Here is a 16,614-nt window from a genome sequence, read left to right as displayed (position 1 = left end):
CTTGTCGATGGCAAGCGGCTGGGCGACGGCAAGACCAGCGTGCTGGACGAGATTTCCACCCGGCTGGGGCTGAGCTTCGAGCAGTTCCGCCGCGCCGTCCTGCTGGCCCAGGGCGATTTCGCCAATTTCCTCAAGGCTCCGGCGATGGAGCGCTCCGCCCTGCTGGAGCTGCTGACCGGCACCGAAATCTACTCCCGCATCTCCGTCGCCGCGCACGAGCGCTCCCGGGAGGAGCAGAGGGCGCTGGAGGCGCTGGAGGGGCAATGCGCGGGCATCGGCGTGCTGACCGACGACGAGCGCGCCGCCCTGGACGCCGAGGCCGGAGCGGCGGCCGAGGCGGTCCGGCGGGAGGAAACGGCGTTCGAGCAGGCCCGAGCCGCCGTCGCCTGGCATGAGCAGGACGCGCGGCTGGCCAAGGCGGAGGCGGATGCCGCCGCGGCGAGCGCACGGGCCGAAGCGGTCTGGCAGGAGGCCGCGGCGCGGCGGGAGGAAGCCGCTCTGCTCCGCCGGCTCCAGCCGCTGCGGGTGCGGTTGAGCGAGGCGGACCGCTGCGCCGCGGCGGCGTCGGAGGCCCGGGAGGCGCTGGACCGCGCCCACGCCGCGGTGACCGAGACGCAGGAGCGGCTGGCCCAGGCCGAGGCCCGGCATCGCGAGGTGCGCGGCGCCTACGAGGCCGCCCGCGGCGCCGTCGATGCCGCCGAACCGGAGCTGGAGCGGGCCGCCGCCCTGGACGCCGAGATTGCCGCGCTGGCTGGCCAACAGGCCGGGGCGCTCGCCGACGCCGCGACGGCGGAGGCGGACGCCAAGGGGATTGGAGAGAGCTGGAGCGCCACCCGGACGGCGCTGGAGCGGACCCGTGCCGACTCGGCGGAGCGGGAGAACTGGCTGGCCGGTCAGACGGCGCTGTGGCCGGTGGCCGACCAATGGGCGCGCTGGGACTCGCTGCTGCTGCGCCACCGCGACTCCGCGAGGGCGGCGCGGGAGGCGGAGGCGGAGGCCGGCCGCGCCGCCGCGGAGGTCACGGCCCATGAGGCGGAGCTGGCCCGCCTTGCCGCCGTCCGGCGGGACGCCGCCGAACGGCGGGACGAGGCCGAGCGGACGCTGGCCGCGCTGAAGGCCGAAACGGTGGACTCGCTGGACGCCTTGCGCGGGCGCCGCACGGCGCTGGCGGAGCGGCGCGACGGGCTGGCGGCCCTGGCGCAGTTGGCGGAGCGGGCCGTGCGGCTGGCGACGGACAGCGCGGAGACCGAAGCGGAAGGGGAGCAGCAGTGCACCGCCGCCGCGGAGGAGGAGGCCCGCGCCGGCGAGACGAAGGCGCGGCTGGAGCAGCGCCGGGCGGCGTTGGAGGAGGCGGATCTGGCGCTGCGCCGCCTGCGCCTTGCCCGCAGCGAGACCGTGGCCTCCCTGCGCGCCCAGCTGGTGGACGGCGAGGCCTGCCCGGTCTGCGGCGCCGCGGAGCACCCGTGGGGCACCGGCCACACGCCGCTCGACCGGCTGGCCGAGGACCAGGAACGCCACGTCGCCGCCCTGCGCGGTGAGGTGACCGAGCTGGCGATGGATCACGGCGCCCGGACCGCCGCGGCAAAGGCGGCGCGGGAGCGTGCGGGAAGTCTGGCCGGGCGGCTGGCCGCCCTGGCGGTGGAACGGGCGGCGACGGAGAAGCGCTGGGCCGAACGGGCGCCGACCTTCGGCCTGCCCACCGGGCCGGATGCGGAAACCGTCGCCCGGCGGCTGGCCGGCGTCGATGCGGAACTCGCCGAGGTTGGGCGGGCCGAGGCGGCGGCGCTGGACCACAAGGCACGGCTCGACGCGGCGGTGCAGGCGTGCCGGGAACGGGACGCGGCGCTGGCCGACGCCGACCGGGCCATCGAAACGCGGACCCGACGGCGTGATTCGGCCCGCCACGCCGAGTCCCTGTTCCTGGCGCGGCGCGATCAGGCGGCGGAAGCCCGGCAGGCGGTGCGGACGGAACTGGCCCAGCCCTTCGCCGGGTTGGCGGGTTGGGCCGACGACCTCGACCGCGATTCCGAGGGGTTCCGCGAGCATCTCGGCGGGCGGGTCGCCGACGTCCTGCGCCAGCGCGAGGGGTTGGCCCGGGCGCTGCGCGACGTGGAGGCCCTGGAACGGCAGGCCGGCGCCAAGGCGGCGGAGCTGGAGGGGGCGCGGCAGGCCGAGCGGGCGGCGCGGCGGCGGTGCGAGGGGCTCGCCGCGACGCTGGGGGAACGGCGCTCGGCACGGGCGTCCCTGCTGGACGGACGGGCGGTGGCCGCGGTGAAGAAGGAACTGGCCGACGCCTGCCAGCGGGCGGAGGCCCTGGTCGAACAGGCCACGATCGCCCGGCAGGACGCGGCGGCCCGCCTGTCGGCGGCGGAGCAGACCGTCGCCACGCGGGGCGACTCCGCGCGCCGCTGCACCGCCGAGGCGGAAGCGGCGGCCGACGCCCTGGCCGCCACCGCAGAGCGCTGCGGCGTGACGGTGGGCGACGCGCGGGCGCATCTGGTCCGGGACGAGGAGTGGCTGGCCGGGGAGGAACGGGCGCTGGCCGCCCTCGAGTCGGCGCGGCGCGAGGACGCGCTTGTGGCGGCCGAACGGGCGCGGCTGCGGCAGGAGCACCACACCGCCGGACGCCCCGCCGTCGGCGCCGCGGAGGCCGGCGAGGCCGTCGTCGAGCTGGGCCGGCGCCTGGAGGAGGTTCGCGGCCGGCTGGGCGAGGTCCAGGCCCGCCTGCGCGCCGACACGGAGAACCGCGGCCGCCTCGCCGCCGTGCTCGACCGGGTGGAGGCGCAGCGCAAGGCGCAGGGGCTGTGGGCGACCATGGCCCAGCTCATCGGCTCGGCCGACGGGCGGAAGCTGCGCAACTTCGCCCAGAGCCTCAGCCTCGACCTGCTGCTGGTGCAGGCGAACCGCTATCTGGCGGATCTCGCCCGCCGCTACCGGCTGGAGCGGGTCGGCGGGGCCGACCTGGAGATCCAGGTGGTGGACGGCGAGATGGGCGACGAGCGGCGCGGCGTGCACAGCCTGTCCGGGGGCGAGATGTTCCTGGTGTCGCTGGCCCTGGCGCTCGGCCTGTCGGCCATGGCGGGAGGCGGCGGCGGCGGGATCGGCACGCTGTTCATCGACGAGGGGTTCGGCACGCTGGACCCCAGCAGCCTGGATCTGGCGCTGTCCTGCCTGGAGGCGCTCCAGGCCACCGGGCGGCAGGTCGGCGTCATCAGCCATGTCCCGGCGCTGGTGGAGCGGATCGGCGTGCAGGTGCGCGTCCTCCCGCAGGGCGGCGGGCGCAGCGCCGTGACGGTGACCCGCGGGACGCTGGCGGCACCGTCCCCGGACGCGGCGGCGGTGCGGGAACTGCTGCTGCCCCTGTAGGGGCGCTTGGGCGGTGTGGGATCACCATGGGGACACGGACACACGAGGACCCTCCTCCGTGTTTCCGTCCCCGACGCCCGACCAGTCGTCCGTCAGCCGCGGACGGGGCGCAGGACGAGATGCTTGTTCGACGGCACGGCCGGCGCCGAGGGGCGCAGGACGAGGCCCTTGGAGGTCGGCTCGATGTTGGCGTCGGGATAGACGGCCATGACGTCCTTCAGCGCTTCCTTCAGGCGGAAGGCCAGGACGCGGTGCTCGCTCACCGAACCGAAATGCTGCGACAGGGCGTGCCAGGGAACCACCGTCTGCTTGTCCAGACGGTGCAGGCGGTGGACCAGCCAGACATAGGCGTCGAGCGCCAGGGCGGAGTTCTTCAGCTTGGCGATGGCGTGCTCGTCCAGCGGGACGGCGTGTTCCATCAGATGCTCGAAGAAGCTCTGGGTCAGGCGGACGAAGCGCACCCATTCGCCGCCGGTGCGGAACAGGTCGGGCGTGTCCTCCTCGTCCCGCCACAGCTTGATGCCGTCGATCAGGCGCTGGTCGGAAATCTCCGCCGTCGAGGGGCCGGTGGTGGTGCGCAACGTGAATTCGCTACGGGCGATCCGCAGCACCTGCTCGCGCACCGGCTTGTAGTTGCCGCGCTCGCCGCCCGTCGGGGCCAGCCCGAGACGGCGCAGCCACGCGCTCATGCTCGGCCCCAGATCGACGTGGGCGCTGCGCGTCTTGCGGGCCTCGGTCTGCAGGTAGATCATGATCAGGCGCGCCTTGGCGCCGTAGGGAACGCCGACGTCCAGGACCGTGCCGTCGCGCAGCGGCAGGATGCCGGGACGGACGACGAGCTGGTACTTGCCGTTGTTGCGCACCCAGGGGGCGGTCTCGTCCTTGGGCTTGCGGTGCGGCAGGGAGGCTTGGCAGAAGCCGGCGTGGAGATAGCCGATCGCGTCCATTTCGTTGGACAGCGCTTCATGGGCCATCATCACACGGCGGCGCTCCTTGGGGTCTTCGGTGCGGGCAAGAACCGCCTCGAATCCCTCCAGGGTAAGCTGCTCGTGGATTTTCGCCATGGGACCCCTCCGGCCTCGTTCGGTCACGTTCCTGTCATTTCAGAAAACACAAAATGTGGTGGCTGTGAAGCGCGTCCATCCCATGAATCGCTGAAGTTGCAACGGAAGCTGCAGATTCCGACTCAACTTCAGCGAAGCGGCCTTTTGCGGCCCGGCCACCCCCTGCCCTGCCGGCCACCGCCGAGCCGACGTTCGAGCGGCCGTTTCAAAATCAGCGTCGCCAACGGAGCGTTCAGGGCCGGAGGGTCGCTTGTCCACAGCCGAACGGGCTTGTCCACGCTGAGTTGGAATCGCAGCGGGCGAAACCGGCCGGATCGGCACGCTGACTCCGCAACGGCAGGGACGCCGAAGTCGCAACGGGGACTCGCTCATCCACGCTGAAGACGAGTCACGAAAGGCGGTTATCCACGCTGAACTCGCAACCATGTCCTATATGAGTCCCTATAGGATTCTCCGGTTAGACCGGTTGCGCGGGTGCTGGCGCGACCCCCTTCGCTGAAAACGCAACGTCGGCAGGGACGGAGAATCGCCAACCGGGCATTCGAGGGTGATTCGGGCCCTTATCCTCCACCAGGACGAGCATCACCCCCGGCCAAGGGTTCCAGGCCAGGACCGTCAACTGTCAACCGAACCCGACGCTGAATATGAAACAAAGGCGACTCGCGTCCAACGCTGAATTGGTAACATTCGACTCGGAAACCCAAGGCTTTCCAGGGCTTAGCCGACTCGACGAGTCTCGCGCAGATCTTGCAACGCCCACACAAACCAGCGAATCGAAGACCAACGCTGAATTTGAAACATCAGAATCCAGGCGATTCAAGGCCCGAATCGAAATCGCTCCCGCCAGCCAACGCTGAATTGGTAACGCTTTGGAAAATGGGCTTGACGGGGTCCCGGTCGATTCGCCACCGGAACGGTTTTCCGCCGCGCGGAATGGCCGACAATGGCGGCGTTTTTCTATGACCATAGTCCCATACGACGTCGCATGACCCCCGCTCCCATCGCCATTTGACGCAATTCGGTGCGCTCCGACTTGACCAGTTGCGTCACATTTTGCAAGAAAGGACCTCACACAGGGAAAGCCGGAGGCCCGATGAACGGGGAAGAACTGCGCGCCATCCGCGAACGGCGTGCCGAGGACCAGTTGAGCTTCGCGACATGGCTCAACGGCGCACTGAATCGCCGCTACGACCGTTCCCGGATCAGCCGGTGGGAAAGCGGGGCGGAGCGCATCCCCCAGCAGGTCGCCGGTTTCCTGGCGGGCCAGGGCGGCATGGCCGCCGTGCCGCAGAACGCCGGGGTGCCCAAGATGCAACGCGCCGTGGTGGCTGTGGCGAATCAGAAGGGTGGCGTCGGTAAGACGACGACGGCGGTCAACCTGTCCTACGCGCTGTCCACGCTGGGCCTGAAGGTGATGCTTCTCGACAGCGATCCCCAGGGCAACGCCACGGTCCATATGGGGCTTGACCCCGGCGAGATCGAAACCCAGCGCAAGGGCATCTATAATGTGGTGCGCGGCGGGGCGTCCTTCGACAGCATCCTCCAGCCGGTGTGCGGCGGCGCCGTCATGCTCGCCCCCTCCAGCATCGGGCTGGCCGCGGCGGAGACGGAGCTGGTGGCCGAGCCGGACAACTCGCTGGTCCTTAAGGAGAAGCTGGCGGAGGTGCGGAACCGTTACGATGTCATCGTGATCGACTGCCCGCCCAACCTCGGCCTTCTCACCATCAACGCGCTGGCGGCCAGCGATCTCGTGCTGATTCCCGTGCAGACGGAGGTGTTCGCCGGGCTCGGCGTGCCGCTGCTGCTGGAAACCATCGCCAAGATCCGCCGCCGCTCGAACCCTTCGCTGAACATCTTCGGCATCCTGCCGACCATGTTCTCGTCGCGCTTGACGCAAGATCAGGCCAGCCTGCGCGAGATTCAGGAGCATTACGAGGGGCGCACCCGCGTTCTGAACGCGGTTCCGCGCGCCACCCTGTTCGCCCAGGCGTCGGGCGCCGGCCGTCCGGCCATCGAGGCCGATCCGAATTCCAACAGCGTCCAGGCCTACGGCGAACTGGCGCGCGAACTGGCCGCCCACCTCCAGACTGCGGAAGACGCCCATGTCTCGTAAACTCGAACGGACCAGCACCCGCATTTTCGACAAGGCGGCGCAGCGCGGCGGGGACGCGCTGTTCGGGCTCTCCGCCGACTTCCCGCGGCTGATCGAGGTCGATCTCGACCGGGTGCACCCCAATCCCGACCAGCCGCGCCGCCATTTCGACGACCAGTCGCTGCAGGAGCTGGCCAACTCCATCGCCCGTCACGGGCTGAAGCAGCCGGTTCTCGTGCAGGATCTCGGCGACGGCGACTACCGGCTGATCGCCGGTGAGCGGCGTCTGCGCGCCTGCGGGCTGGCTGGGCGCCAGACCATCTTCGCCATCGTCACCGACGGCGACCCGGACGAGCTGGCGCTGATCGAGAACATCCAGCGCGTCGACCTCGACGCCATGGAACTGGCCCGCGCCTTCGCCCGGCTGATCGAGCGGCACGACTACACGCACGAGGCGCTGGGGCAGGTGATCGGGCGCAGCCAGGCGGAGGTGACGCGCACCCTGTCGCTGCTGCGACTGCCGGCGGATATCGTCGCTGAATTTGAAACGCGCCACCGCTCCGTCCCGAAAAGCATCCTGACGGAGATTGCCGCGGTGGACGATCCGGTCCTGCAGCGGAAGCTGTGGGACACCATCAAGGACGGCGGCACCGTCAAGGCGCTGCGCGAGGCCAAGCGGGCCCAGATGGGCGGCGGCGAGCCGGATTCCGCAGCGGCGGCGCGGGTTCAGCCGGCCCCGGCGGTGCGTTTCGTCTCCGCCGTCCAACGCATCGCCAAGGACTTTTCCACCGTCGACGCTGGGGAACTGCGGGCGCACCGCAAGCAGCTCAGCGAGGCGCAATGGCAGGAGCTGCGCCGCCTCCACGCCCTTCTCGACGAGCTGCTGGCCTGACCATCGGCAACGCTGAATTTGTAACGGACACCCGCTGACGTCAGCGGCGGGTGTCAACTTCAGCGTCGATGACCCGCTTGACCTCGCAGAACCAGCGCAGCTTTTCCGCGAAGGGCAGGCGGGCGAGCCCGCTGGGCGAGGGCAGCACGACATCCACCGGACCATCGAACAGGCTGTCCGGCTGCACCCCCCACTCCGCCCGGTCGCGATCCGCGGCGGCGAGATAGACCCCCTTCCCCGTGTAGGCGATCACCCGCGGCCGGAATTCCGCGACCAGCGCGCGCAGCCGCGGCGCGCCGCCGCGCAGTTCCGCCCGGCTGAGATCGGCGGCGCTCGGCGTCGCCCGCGCCACGAGGTTGGTGGACCCCAGCCCGAACTCCGGCAACAGCCGGTCCTCCTCCGGGCGCAGCAGGCGCGGCGTCAGGCCGGCCTCCGCCAGCAGCTTCCAGAACTGGTTGCCCCGCCCCGCGTAATTGTGGCCGAGCTGGCCGGAGCGCGTTCCGGGGTTGAAGCCGACGAACAAAACGTTCAGGCCGGGGGCGATGATGTCGGGGATCGGGCCTTCGGAATCGGTCATGTTGCGTCAACAGTGAAAAAGGGCGTCCGGCAACGCTGAATTTGAAACGCCCCTACTCCGCCGTCCGCCATTCGGCGAGAATCACCGGGGCGGCGAAGCCGGCGAGGATGGCCGCCAGCGTCACGAACAGCATGGCGCCCCAGGCGCTGTAGCCCAGCACGCCCAGCACGCCACCCAGGAAGAAGGAGCCGACGGTCGGCAGATGCGTCTTCAGCTTGTCGAGCGTCACCCGGACGCGATCCCGGCCGTTGCGGTGGTAGAGATCGTCGATCAGGTTGCCCAGCTCGATCCCGATGTCGGTGATCATGCCGGTGACGTGGGTGGTGCGGACGCGGGCGTTGGAGATGCGCGTGACGATGGCGTTCTGCAACCCCATCAGGAAGCTCAATCCCATGACCAGCGCGGCGCCGCGAAGCTCGTGCAGCCAGACGTCGGCGGCGCCGAGCCCGGCGAGCAGCAGGGCTTCCAGGCAGACGCTGTAGGCGTAGATCGCCGACAGGCCGCGGCGCTGCCCGGCGTTGATGAGCATCGCCGACACCATCGCCCCGGCGATGAAGGTCGCCACGATGGCCAGCGCCATGCCGAAGGCGCCCATCTCGCCCAGCGCCAGATGATCGGCCATGGTCGAGACGGTGCCGGTCATGTGCGAGGAATAGAGGCCGGCGGCGTAAAATCCCGCGGCGTTGACGGCGCCGGCGATGCCCGCCAGCGACCAGGCCAGGCTGCGGTCCGCCGACACGCCACGATGTTCACCCTGCCGGACCAGCATGCCCCACCACTCCCTGAACCAAACGGGGCGCCATCATAGTGGCGACCGCAGGCGTCGGGGACCCGCTGGTTTGTGGGGTCATCAATGCGTTCCCGTACCGACCGGCATGGTCTTGACGATGTCGAGGAGCGCCCGCAGGGCCGGCGGCACGGCGCGGTGCCCGGGGTAGTACACCGCCGCCCGCTCCGGCTTGTGCATCCAGGCGGGCAGGACGGTCCGCAGCCGCCCCTCCGCCAGCGCGGCGTCGGCGGCCCAATTCGCCACATAGGCGATCCCCAGCCCCTGCGCGGCGGCGTCCGCCATCAACTCCTCGTCGTCGAGAACCACCGGTCCATTGACGTCGACCGTCAACTCCTGCCCAGCCCGCTCGAACTCCCACCGGTACAGCCGGCCGCCCGGCAGGCGGTGACCGATGCAGCGATGGTGCTGGAGTTCGTCCGGCGTCGTCGGTTCCCCGGCGTGGTCGAGATAGGCGGGGGAGGCGACGCAGACGAAACCGATCGGGTCCGGGAAGGGCACCGCAATCATGTCCTTCGGGATGGAGTCGATCAGGCGGACGCCGGCGTCGAAGCCGCCGGACACGATGTCGATCAACCGCCCCTCGACGACGATGTCCACCGTCACGTCGGGAAACCGCTCGACCATGCGGGGAAGGGCGCCGCGGACGAGAACCGCCGCGGCCACGCGTGGCGCGTTGATCCGAACCCGGCCGGCGACGTTGCCGCGAAAGGCGGTGACGGCGTCGAGCGCTTCGTCCAGGGACGTCAGCGCAACAGTCAGGCGGCCGAGCAGCTCAAGCCCCGCTTCGGTCGGCGAGACGCTGCGGGTCGTGCGGTTGAGGAGCCGAACGCCGAGCCGATCCTCCAGACCGCGCATCGCGTGGCTCAGCGTGGACGGCGCCGTTCCCAGCTCATCCGCCGCGCGGCGAAAGCTGCGGTGGGTGGCAACGGCCACGAAGGCGCTGAGATCGTTCAGGGAGGGACGCGTCATTGATGGCGATTTTGCATCAGCCCGTGCCGATTTCAACGTCTAATCGCGCATCCCCGTGGCTGCTATCTCCTGCTCCAGATCCAATCCGAACGGGAGACGTCAATGTCCAAGCGCGACGCCCTCTTTCCTGCCGGCCGGCAGGCGCTCTACGAAATCCACCGCTATTCCGCCGCCATCCGGTCCGGCGATCTGCTCTTCGTTTCGGGGCAGGTCGGCGGCCGTGAGGACGGCTCGCCCGAGCCCGACTTCGCGACGCAGGTTCAGCTGGCCTTCGACAATCTTCGCGAGGTTCTGAAGGCGGCCGGCGCCACCTTCGACGACATCGTGGACGTGACGACGTTCCACACCGATCCGGAGGCCCAGTTCGAGACCGTCCTGGCCGTCAAGGACAAGGCGTTTCCTCGCAAGCCCTATCCCAACTGGACCGCGGTCGGCGTGAACTGGCTCGCCGGCTTCGATTTCGAGATCAAGGTGATCGCCCGGCTGCCACAGGCCACCTGAGCCGCCGTTGGCTTTGCCCCCCTACCACTGCGCACGTCCGGCAATCCGCCCTATTCGCTGGAGCGGATTGCTGGAAACCTGATAGGTTGGGCGAGGCTTCAACCGGTGCAGGGGGTGTCTTGGATGCCGCTGACAGAATGGACCGCCCAAGGCGATCAGTATGTCCTTCCCGGTGCGGAGCGCCGGACCGAGCCCGGCCTTCCTTACGCCGCCGAATCCAACGGTCAACTCGCCCTGCATTTCTACGAGCCTCCGCGTGCCGACGAGCGGGACCCTGGCAAACCGCCGCCTTTGCCGCGTCCGCTTCCCCGTCCCACGCCGATCAGCGAAGGACCGCTTGCCGGGCGCGTTGCGTTCTTCCCGCAGGTCATGAATGATGTGACCGAAGCCTTCCGAGCTTTTTCCGGTGTGACGAAACAACGCCAGGATTGAGGGTTCGGGATGGTCCTTCGCTCCTGATTACGGTCTGCGGACCACTCGAGGATCAACGTTCATGCCATTCGACAATCCGACGGGCGATCGCGGCCGTCGGCAGCCACGGTTCGGCAAAGCGGCCCAACGGCAAGCTGTGCAGGGAGACCCGGCGCGAGCGCACCAGAAGCTCAACGGTTCCGCCCAGCAGAAGCACGGCCAGTGGCTTGCCCGCGCCGTCGATGCCGAGCGGTCCGGCGATGCCGTCGAAGCCGAAACCTGCCGTCAGCACGCGGAGCACTGGTTCCGTGTGGCCAACGGCCGCAACGAACCCTGAGGCGAACCCCAAGGCGTCGCCGGCCCACCGTCAGGGGGCCGTCCGGATGCGCATCCTCCGGTCTGGGAAGCAAAGCGGCGGTTCGGTATAATCCTTGCCCGAAGCGCTTGATTTGAAACGCGTCACAGCTCGATCTGGGCGGCGGTGATGACGCTTTGCGCGATCTCGGCGACCCGGCGCCCCTGCTTCATGGCGGCCTTGCGCAAGGCGGTGTAGGCCGCCTCCTCCGTCAGGGACTTCTGCTGCATCAGAATGCCCTTCGCCCGCTCGATCAGCTTGCGGTCGGCGAGCTGCGAGCGCGCCTCGTCGCGTTCGCGTTTCAGCGTTTCAAATGCAGCGAATCTGGCGAGCGCGGTTTCCAGGATCGGCCGCACGCGGGCGGGGTGCAGCCCGTCGAGGACGAAGGCGGCCACACCGGCCTCCGCCGCCCGCGCCGCGGCCCCCGGCGGCGCCCGGTCGGCGAACAGGACGACGGCGCAGGCGGCGGACCGGGCCAGTTGGAAGACGCCGTCCAGCGTCGCGGCATCCGATGTTTCCAAAACAGCGACGACGGCGTCCGGCGCCAGCGCGGCGACGCGGGCGGGCAGATCGGCGACGCCATGGAGCAGGGCGATCCGGTCGCGGCCCGCCGCCGCGGCCAAGCCGGTCTCCACCGGCCGCGTGGCGTCGGCGTCGGGGCCGACCACCAGAATGGTCAGGGGTTTGTTCGCCATGGCCGCTCCGCCCTCCCCGTCACGCAGCCCACGTCACGCCACCCACGTCACGCCGCTTTCACCGTCCCGTGGTGCCCGCCTTCCAGGAAGTTCAGCAACTCCTCCCGGTAGGCGTAGTAACGGGGGTGCTCCAGCAGGGCCTGCCGGGTCCGGGGGTGGGGGATGTCCACCTCCAGGATGTGGCCGATGCGGGCGTTCGGCCCGTTGGACATCATCACCACACGGTCGGCCAGCAGGATCGCCTCGTCGACGTCGTGGGTGACGCAGATGGCGGTGACCTGGGTGCGCGCCCACACCTCCATCAGCACCTCCTGAAGCTCCCAGCGGGTCAGGCTGTCCAGCATGCCGAAGGGCTCGTCCAGCAGCAGCAGCTTCGGCGACAGGGCGAAGGCCCGCGCGATGCCGACGCGCTGCTTCATGCCGTTGGACAGCTCCGCCGCGGTCTTGTGCATGGCGTCGCCCAGCCCGACGCGCGACAGGTAGTAACGGGCGATGTCGTCGCGCTCCCCCCGGCCGGCCTGCGGGTAGACGCGGTCGACCCCCAGCATGACGTTCTCCAGCGCGGTCAGCCAGGGGAACAGGCTGGGCGCCTGGAAGACCACCGCGCGGTCAGGACCGGCGCCGACGACCTCCTTGCCGTCCAGAACGATGCCGCCACTGGAGACGTCGGCCAGCCCGGCGACCATCGACAGCACGGTGGACTTGCCGCAGCCCGAATGGCCGATCAGGGAGATGAACTCCCCCTTGCGCATCTTCAGGTCGAAGCCGTCCACGACGGTCAGCGGCCCCTTTGGCGTCGGGTAGGTCTTGGTGACCCGGCTGAACTCAACGTAGCGGTCGTCGGACAGGCCGCCGGGCTGGCTGGCCAAATAGGATTTTGGCGGCGGGGCGGCGGTGATCGGCGTCGCCTTCGGCGTGGGAAGAGTCTCGTCAACCGCGGCGGCGGCGCGGCTGGCCCCGGCCTCCATCAGCCACGCCGTGACCTCGGCGCGCAGACGCTTGAAGTCCGGATCGTGGTTCACGGCGGTGCGGTCGCGCGGACGCGGCAGGTCCACCGCGAAGGCCGGGCCGAGCGTCGCCCCCGGACCGGGCGTCAGCGGGACGATGCGGTCGGCCAGCAGGATGGCCTCGTCCACGTCGTTGGTGATGAGGACGACGGTCTTGCGGTCCTTGCGCCAGATCGCCTCGATCTCGTCCTGGAGCTTGGCGCGGGTCAGCGCGTCCAGCGCCGACAGCGGCTCGTCGAGCAGCAGCACCTCCGGGCTCATGGCGAGCGCGCGGGCGAAGCCGACGCGCTGGCGCATGCCGCCCGACAGCTCCTTGGGGCGGCGGTCGGTGGCGTGGCCCAGACCCACCGTCTCCACCGCCCGGCGGGTGAGCACGCCGCGCTCCGGCGACGGTTTGCCCTTGTGCACGGCGTCCACGGCCAGCGCCACGTTGTCCTTCACGCTGAGCCAGGGCATCAGCGAGTAGTTCTGGAACACGACGCCGCGCTCCGCCCCCGGCCCGCGCACCGGCGTGCCGCGGAACAGCACCTCCCCCGCGTCGGGTGCCGCCAGCCCGCCCATCAGGTTGACCAGCGTGGTCTTGCCGGCGCCGGAGAAGCCGACGATGGCGACGAACTCCCCCTCTGCGATGGACAGGTCGATGCCGCGCAGCACCTCGGTCCCGCCGTAGGACTTCGCGACGGTCTTCAGCTCAAGGATGGCCATGCTCGGGGACTCCTCAGCGGGTGCCTGTGTGGGAAACGGCGGCCTGGAAGGCCAGCATGACGCGGTCGAGCAGGAAGCCGATCAGACCGATGGTGAAGACCGCCACCATGATGCGGGCGAGCGAGTTGGAGGAGCCGTTCTGGAACTCGTCCCACACGAACTTTCCGAGGCCGGGATTCTGGGCCAGCATCTCCGCCGCGATCAGCACCATCCAGCCCACGCCCAGCGACAGCCGCAGGCCGGTGAAGATGTAGGGCAGCGCCGAGGGCAGCACGAGCCGGCGCACCATCGTCGGGCCGGAGAGCTGCAGCACCTTGCCCACATTCATCAGGTCCTTGTCGATGGACGACACGCCGACCGCCGTGTTGATCAGCGTCGGCCACAGCGAGCAGAGCGTCACCGTGACGGCGGAGGTCAGGAAGGACTTCTCGAAGGTCGGGTTGTCGCTCGACACCGTGGCGCTGACCACCATGGTGACCAGCGGCAGCCAGGCCAGCGGCGACACCGGCTTGAAGATCTGGATCAGCGGGTTCATCGCCGCGTTGACCGTGCGGGACAGGCCGCAGGCCACGCCCAACGGCACCGCGATCAGCGCACCGAGCAGGAAGCCGGTGAAGACCGTCTTCAGGCTGGTGACGATCTGGTCGAGATAGGTCGGCTTGCCGGCGTAGGGCCGGGTCTTCACCTCGGCCGCCGGGTCCTTCGCCAACAGCTCGGCGTTGCGCTTGGCCTGCCGGTCGTAGAAGGCGGCCTCCTTGGCGCGTTCGGCCTGATGGTCGGCGTGGAGGACGCCCACCTGCTCCCACACCTGGGCCGGGCCGGGGATGGCGCCCAGGCTGGTGTTCACCTGCGGCGCCAGCCACGCCCAGGCGGCGAGGAACAGCATCAGGGCGGTCAGCGGCACGCCCATCTGCTGCCACAGCTCCCGCCCCTGCTGGCGCGGGCTGTCGCCTGCGGCCATGCGGAGCAGCGGGCTGAGCCAGCCGAGTCCGACGATCTGCAGGGTGGCGGCGGTGCGGTTGAGCGCGTGGGCGAGACGGGCCTTGCGCCGGGCGCGCATCGCCTCGGCGGAGGAGAGGGTGGAGGCTTCGGTCACGCTGGTCATGGGGTGATCTTTCTGTTTGGCGCGGGGCGCCGCGGCCCCCACCCCGGCCCTCCCCCGCTGGGCGGGAGAGGGTGTCTGTCCCCTCCCCTGCGTCAGCTCTCGCGCAAACCAGAGGTTTGCGCTGACGCGGCAGGCGGACCTTTGGTCCGCCGAGAGCGGGGGAGGGTTAGGGTGGGGGCCCGTCGCGACCACGGCGCGAGTATCGGAAGTCCGCAGTCTCAACCGCCGACCAGTTGCCCACCCTGCAGCGCCTGCCCGCCCTTCAGGCCGATGGGCAGCTTCGTCAGGTACTCGTTGGGCTTGCGGCCGTCGTAGGCGATGCCGTCGATGAATCCGTTGTCCAGCGGCTTGTAGCCGTCGCTGGCCCAGGGGAAGTCGGCCTCCTTGGCCTTGCCCTCCTCCACCAGCAGCCGCGCGGCCTTCAGGTAGATCTCCGGCTTGTAGACCTTGCGGGCGGTCTCGTCGTACCAGCTGTCCGGCTTGGCCTCGGCGATCTGGCCCCAGCGGCGCATCTGCGTCAGGTACCAGACGGCGTCGGAGTAGAAGGGATAGGTGGCGTTGTAGCGGAAGAAGACGTTGAAGTCGGGAACCGCCCGCTTGTCGCCCTTCTCATACTCGAAGGTGCCGGTCATCGAATTGGCGATGACCTTGGCGTCGGCCCCCACATACTCCGATTTCGCCAGGATCTTCACCGCTTCGGCGCGGTTGGCGTTGTCGTTCTCGTCCAGCCACATGGCGGCGCGGATCAGCGCCTTGACCAGCGCCAGATGGGTCTTGGGATTCTTGGCGGCCCAGCCCTCGGTGACGCCGAAGACCTTCTCCGGGTTGTTCCTCCAGATCTCGGTGTCGGTGATGACCGGCACGCCGATGCCCTTCATCACCGCCTGCTGGTTCCACGGCTCGCCGACGCTGTAGCCGAAGATGGTCCCGGCCTCCAGGGTTGCCGGCATCTGCGGCGGCGGGGTGACCGACAGCAGGGCGTCGGCCTGGATCTGCCCCGACACGTCGTTGGGCGCGTAGTAGCCGGGGTTGATGCCGCCGGCGGCCAGCCAGTAGCGAAGCTCGTAATTGTGGGTGGAGACGGGGAAGACCATGCCCATGGTGAAGGGCTTGCCCTCCGCCCGGTACTGGGCGATGACCGGCTTCAGCGCGTCGGCCTTGATCGGGTGCAGCGGCTTGCCGTCCGGCCCCTTGGGCAGGTTGGGCTTCATCCGCTCCCACACCTCGTTCGACAGGGTGATGCCGTTGCCGTTCAGGTCCATCGAGAAGGCGGTCACCACGTTGGCCTGGGTGCCGAAGCCGATGGTGGCCCCCAGCGGCTGGCCGGCCAGCATGTGGGCGCCGTCCAGCTCCCCGGAGATGACGCGGTCGAGCAGCACCTTCCAGTTGGCCTGCGGTTCCAGCGTCACCGACAGGCCCTCGTCCTCGAAGAAGCCCTTCTCTGCGGCGATGGCGAGCGGGGCCATGTCGGTCAGCTTGATGAAGCCCAGCTTGAGCTGGTCCTTCTCCACGTCGAGCGGAGCGGCCTGGGCGGACTCGAGCATCAACGCCAGCGTGGCGGCGGCGGACAGCAGGGCGGTGCGGGGGGAGGCGGGAAGTCGGATCACGTCTCGGGTCACGTCTCGCGTCACGTTGGTCGCTCCATCTCTCGTTCCGGACCCCCGCGGCATGCCCGACCTCGATCCAACGCCCCACCGGCGACGCGCCGTTGAGGGCTCTCCAGCCATGAAGGGCTGTCGAACCGGGTCAGCGACGGTGCCGAGGGGCCCAACCTTGGGCGTATGGGATGGACGCACCGCCGTTGGCGCGTCCCGCCGCTCCTCTCGCAAGGACCATGCCAAAGGCTGAATGGACGCCCAAACAGAGCCAAAGGTCTTTGTTTCTGCGGCTTTGACGCGAGTTGCCTATTCTTTGTGCTAGTACCTTGGTGGTGACGCATTGCACAAATTGTCGGCTTTCGGACCGCTTTTTGATCGAAGCGAGCCAAAAGCGCGTGTTCCGGTCCCGGCGTTCCCGTCCCGCGTCGACGGTGGCGGGGCCGCGCAAACGGCGGAAATCCGCCGTTCCGGTCCCTTTCTCATACCT

The 16,614-nt window shown here is 69.7% G+C and carries 14 protein-coding genes (1 of these 14 cut by a window edge); 6 read left to right on the top strand and 8 right to left on the bottom strand.

The window, feature by feature from the left end; translation table 11 throughout:
- A protein-coding gene (locus tag ACWPN7_RS01105; RefSeq protein ID WP_459197645.1) for an AAA family ATPase crosses the window boundary here: on the top strand, positions 1-3,366 show its 3' portion. The gene continues 402 nt to the left of window position 1, outside the view; 3,366 of the gene's 3,768 nt are visible here — the last part of the coding sequence; its start codon lies beyond the left edge, outside the window; its stop codon occupies positions 3,364-3,366.
- 92 nt (positions 3,367-3,458) lie between these two features.
- Here the strand turns inward: ACWPN7_RS01105 and ACWPN7_RS01100 are convergent, their stop codons facing one another.
- Positions 3,459-4,430 (bottom strand): replication protein RepA, encoded by a 972-nt coding sequence (locus ACWPN7_RS01100; protein WP_014197970.1) that lies wholly within the window; start codon positions 4,428-4,430, stop codon positions 3,459-3,461.
- A gap of 1,093 nt (positions 4,431-5,523) precedes the next feature.
- On the opposite strand from ACWPN7_RS01100, the gene ACWPN7_RS01095 reads away from it, so the two are divergent.
- Together ACWPN7_RS01095 and ACWPN7_RS01090 are read left to right on the top strand one after the other, a co-directional pair.
- The gene (locus ACWPN7_RS01095; RefSeq protein WP_014197973.1) at positions 5,524-6,543 is read left to right on the top strand and encodes a ParA family protein; all 1,020 of its coding nucleotides are present in this window, start codon (positions 5,524-5,526) and stop codon (positions 6,541-6,543) included.
- Positions 6,533-7,414, top strand: coding sequence for a ParB/RepB/Spo0J family partition protein (locus ACWPN7_RS01090; RefSeq protein ID WP_040133921.1), 882 nt, complete (start codon positions 6,533-6,535; stop codon positions 7,412-7,414). The genes ACWPN7_RS01095 and ACWPN7_RS01090 overlap by 11 nt, the downstream gene beginning before the upstream one ends.
- Before the next feature lie 40 nt (positions 7,415-7,454).
- On the opposite strand, the gene ACWPN7_RS01085 is transcribed toward ACWPN7_RS01090, so the two are convergent.
- From ACWPN7_RS01085 to ACWPN7_RS01075, 3 genes are all read right to left on the bottom strand, one after another.
- Positions 7,455-7,991: a mismatch-specific DNA-glycosylase gene (locus tag ACWPN7_RS01085; RefSeq protein ID WP_103041432.1), complete on the bottom strand. Its 537-nt coding sequence runs from the start codon at positions 7,989-7,991 to the stop codon at positions 7,455-7,457.
- Between the two features lie 52 nt (positions 7,992-8,043).
- A complete protein-coding gene (locus ACWPN7_RS01080) occupies positions 8,044-8,760 on the bottom strand; it encodes a YoaK family protein (RefSeq protein ID WP_014197976.1) in 717 nt (238 codons plus the stop codon).
- Between the two features lie 81 nt (positions 8,761-8,841).
- Positions 8,842-9,750 carry a LysR family transcriptional regulator gene (locus tag ACWPN7_RS01075; protein ID WP_459197644.1) on the bottom strand — a complete coding sequence of 303 codons (909 nt, stop codon included), beginning with the start codon at positions 9,748-9,750 and terminating at the stop codon, positions 8,842-8,844.
- Between the two features lie 102 nt (positions 9,751-9,852).
- Between ACWPN7_RS01075 and ACWPN7_RS01070 the strand changes: the two genes are divergently transcribed.
- The 3 genes from ACWPN7_RS01070 to ACWPN7_RS01060 all read left to right on the top strand — a co-directional run bounded on the left by ACWPN7_RS01070 (position 9,853) and on the right by ACWPN7_RS01060 (position 10,999).
- Positions 9,853-10,251, top strand: coding sequence for a RidA family protein (locus ACWPN7_RS01070; RefSeq protein ID WP_040133918.1), 399 nt, complete (start codon positions 9,853-9,855; stop codon positions 10,249-10,251).
- Between the two features lie 123 nt (positions 10,252-10,374).
- Positions 10,375-10,683, top strand: a complete 309-nt coding sequence (locus ACWPN7_RS01065) for a hypothetical protein (protein WP_081863074.1) — start codon at positions 10,375-10,377, stop codon at positions 10,681-10,683.
- 61 nt (positions 10,684-10,744) lie between these two features.
- Entirely contained in the window at positions 10,745-10,999 is a 255-nt protein-coding gene (locus ACWPN7_RS01060) for a DUF4167 domain-containing protein (RefSeq protein ID WP_081863073.1), read from the top strand.
- Between the two features lie 122 nt (positions 11,000-11,121).
- Here ACWPN7_RS01060 and ACWPN7_RS01055 read toward each other — a convergent pair whose 3' ends face one another.
- From ACWPN7_RS01055 to ACWPN7_RS01040, 4 genes are all read right to left on the bottom strand, one after another.
- Entirely contained in the window at positions 11,122-11,712 is a 591-nt protein-coding gene (locus ACWPN7_RS01055) for an ANTAR domain-containing response regulator (protein ID WP_040133916.1), read from the bottom strand.
- Between the two features lie 47 nt (positions 11,713-11,759).
- Complete coding sequence (locus tag ACWPN7_RS01050) at positions 11,760-13,424, bottom strand: ABC transporter ATP-binding protein (RefSeq protein ID WP_459197643.1); 1,665 nt, start codon at positions 13,422-13,424, stop codon at positions 11,760-11,762.
- A gap of 13 nt (positions 13,425-13,437) precedes the next feature.
- Positions 13,438-14,529, bottom strand: coding sequence for an ABC transporter permease (locus ACWPN7_RS01045; RefSeq protein WP_040133914.1), 1,092 nt, complete (start codon positions 14,527-14,529; stop codon positions 13,438-13,440).
- A 218-nt stretch (positions 14,530-14,747) separates the two neighbouring features.
- A complete protein-coding gene (locus ACWPN7_RS01040) occupies positions 14,748-16,136 on the bottom strand; it encodes a CmpA/NrtA family ABC transporter substrate-binding protein (RefSeq protein ID WP_459197642.1) in 1,389 nt (462 codons plus the stop codon).
- Positions 16,137-16,614 lie beyond the last annotated feature (478 nt).

The organism is Azospirillum sp. UENF 312511 (assembly GCF_058780635.1).
This window is presented reverse-complemented; position numbering and strand designations above follow the sequence as displayed.

Bases quoted from the DNA above. Each gene is read 5' to 3' on its own strand.
- ACWPN7_RS01090 (WP_040133921.1), top strand. From the start codon at position 6,533: ATGTCTCGTAAACTCGAACGGACCAGCACCCGCATTTTCGACAAGGCG.
- ACWPN7_RS01065 (WP_081863074.1), top strand. From the start codon at position 10,375: ATGCCGCTGACAGAATGGACCGCCCAAGGCGATCAGTATGTCCTTCCC.
- ACWPN7_RS01045 (WP_040133914.1), bottom strand. From the start codon at position 14,529: ATGACCAGCGTGACCGAAGCCTCCACCCTCTCCTCCGCCGAGGCGATG.
- ACWPN7_RS01070 (WP_040133918.1), top strand. From the start codon at position 9,853: ATGTCCAAGCGCGACGCCCTCTTTCCTGCCGGCCGGCAGGCGCTCTAC.
- ACWPN7_RS01080 (WP_014197976.1), bottom strand. From the start codon at position 8,760: ATGCTGGTCCGGCAGGGTGAACATCGTGGCGTGTCGGCGGACCGCAGC.
- ACWPN7_RS01075 (WP_459197644.1), bottom strand. From the start codon at position 9,750: ATGACGCGTCCCTCCCTGAACGATCTCAGCGCCTTCGTGGCCGTTGCC.
- ACWPN7_RS01095 (WP_014197973.1), top strand. From the start codon at position 5,524: ATGAACGGGGAAGAACTGCGCGCCATCCGCGAACGGCGTGCCGAGGAC.
- ACWPN7_RS01050 (WP_459197643.1), bottom strand. From the start codon at position 13,424: ATGGCCATCCTTGAGCTGAAGACCGTCGCGAAGTCCTACGGCGGGACC.
- ACWPN7_RS01055 (WP_040133916.1), bottom strand. From the start codon at position 11,712: ATGGCGAACAAACCCCTGACCATTCTGGTGGTCGGCCCCGACGCCGAC.
- ACWPN7_RS01085 (WP_103041432.1), bottom strand. From the start codon at position 7,991: ATGACCGATTCCGAAGGCCCGATCCCCGACATCATCGCCCCCGGCCTG.
- ACWPN7_RS01060 (WP_081863073.1), top strand. From the start codon at position 10,745: ATGCCATTCGACAATCCGACGGGCGATCGCGGCCGTCGGCAGCCACGG.
- ACWPN7_RS01100 (WP_014197970.1), bottom strand. From the start codon at position 4,430: ATGGCGAAAATCCACGAGCAGCTTACCCTGGAGGGATTCGAGGCGGTT.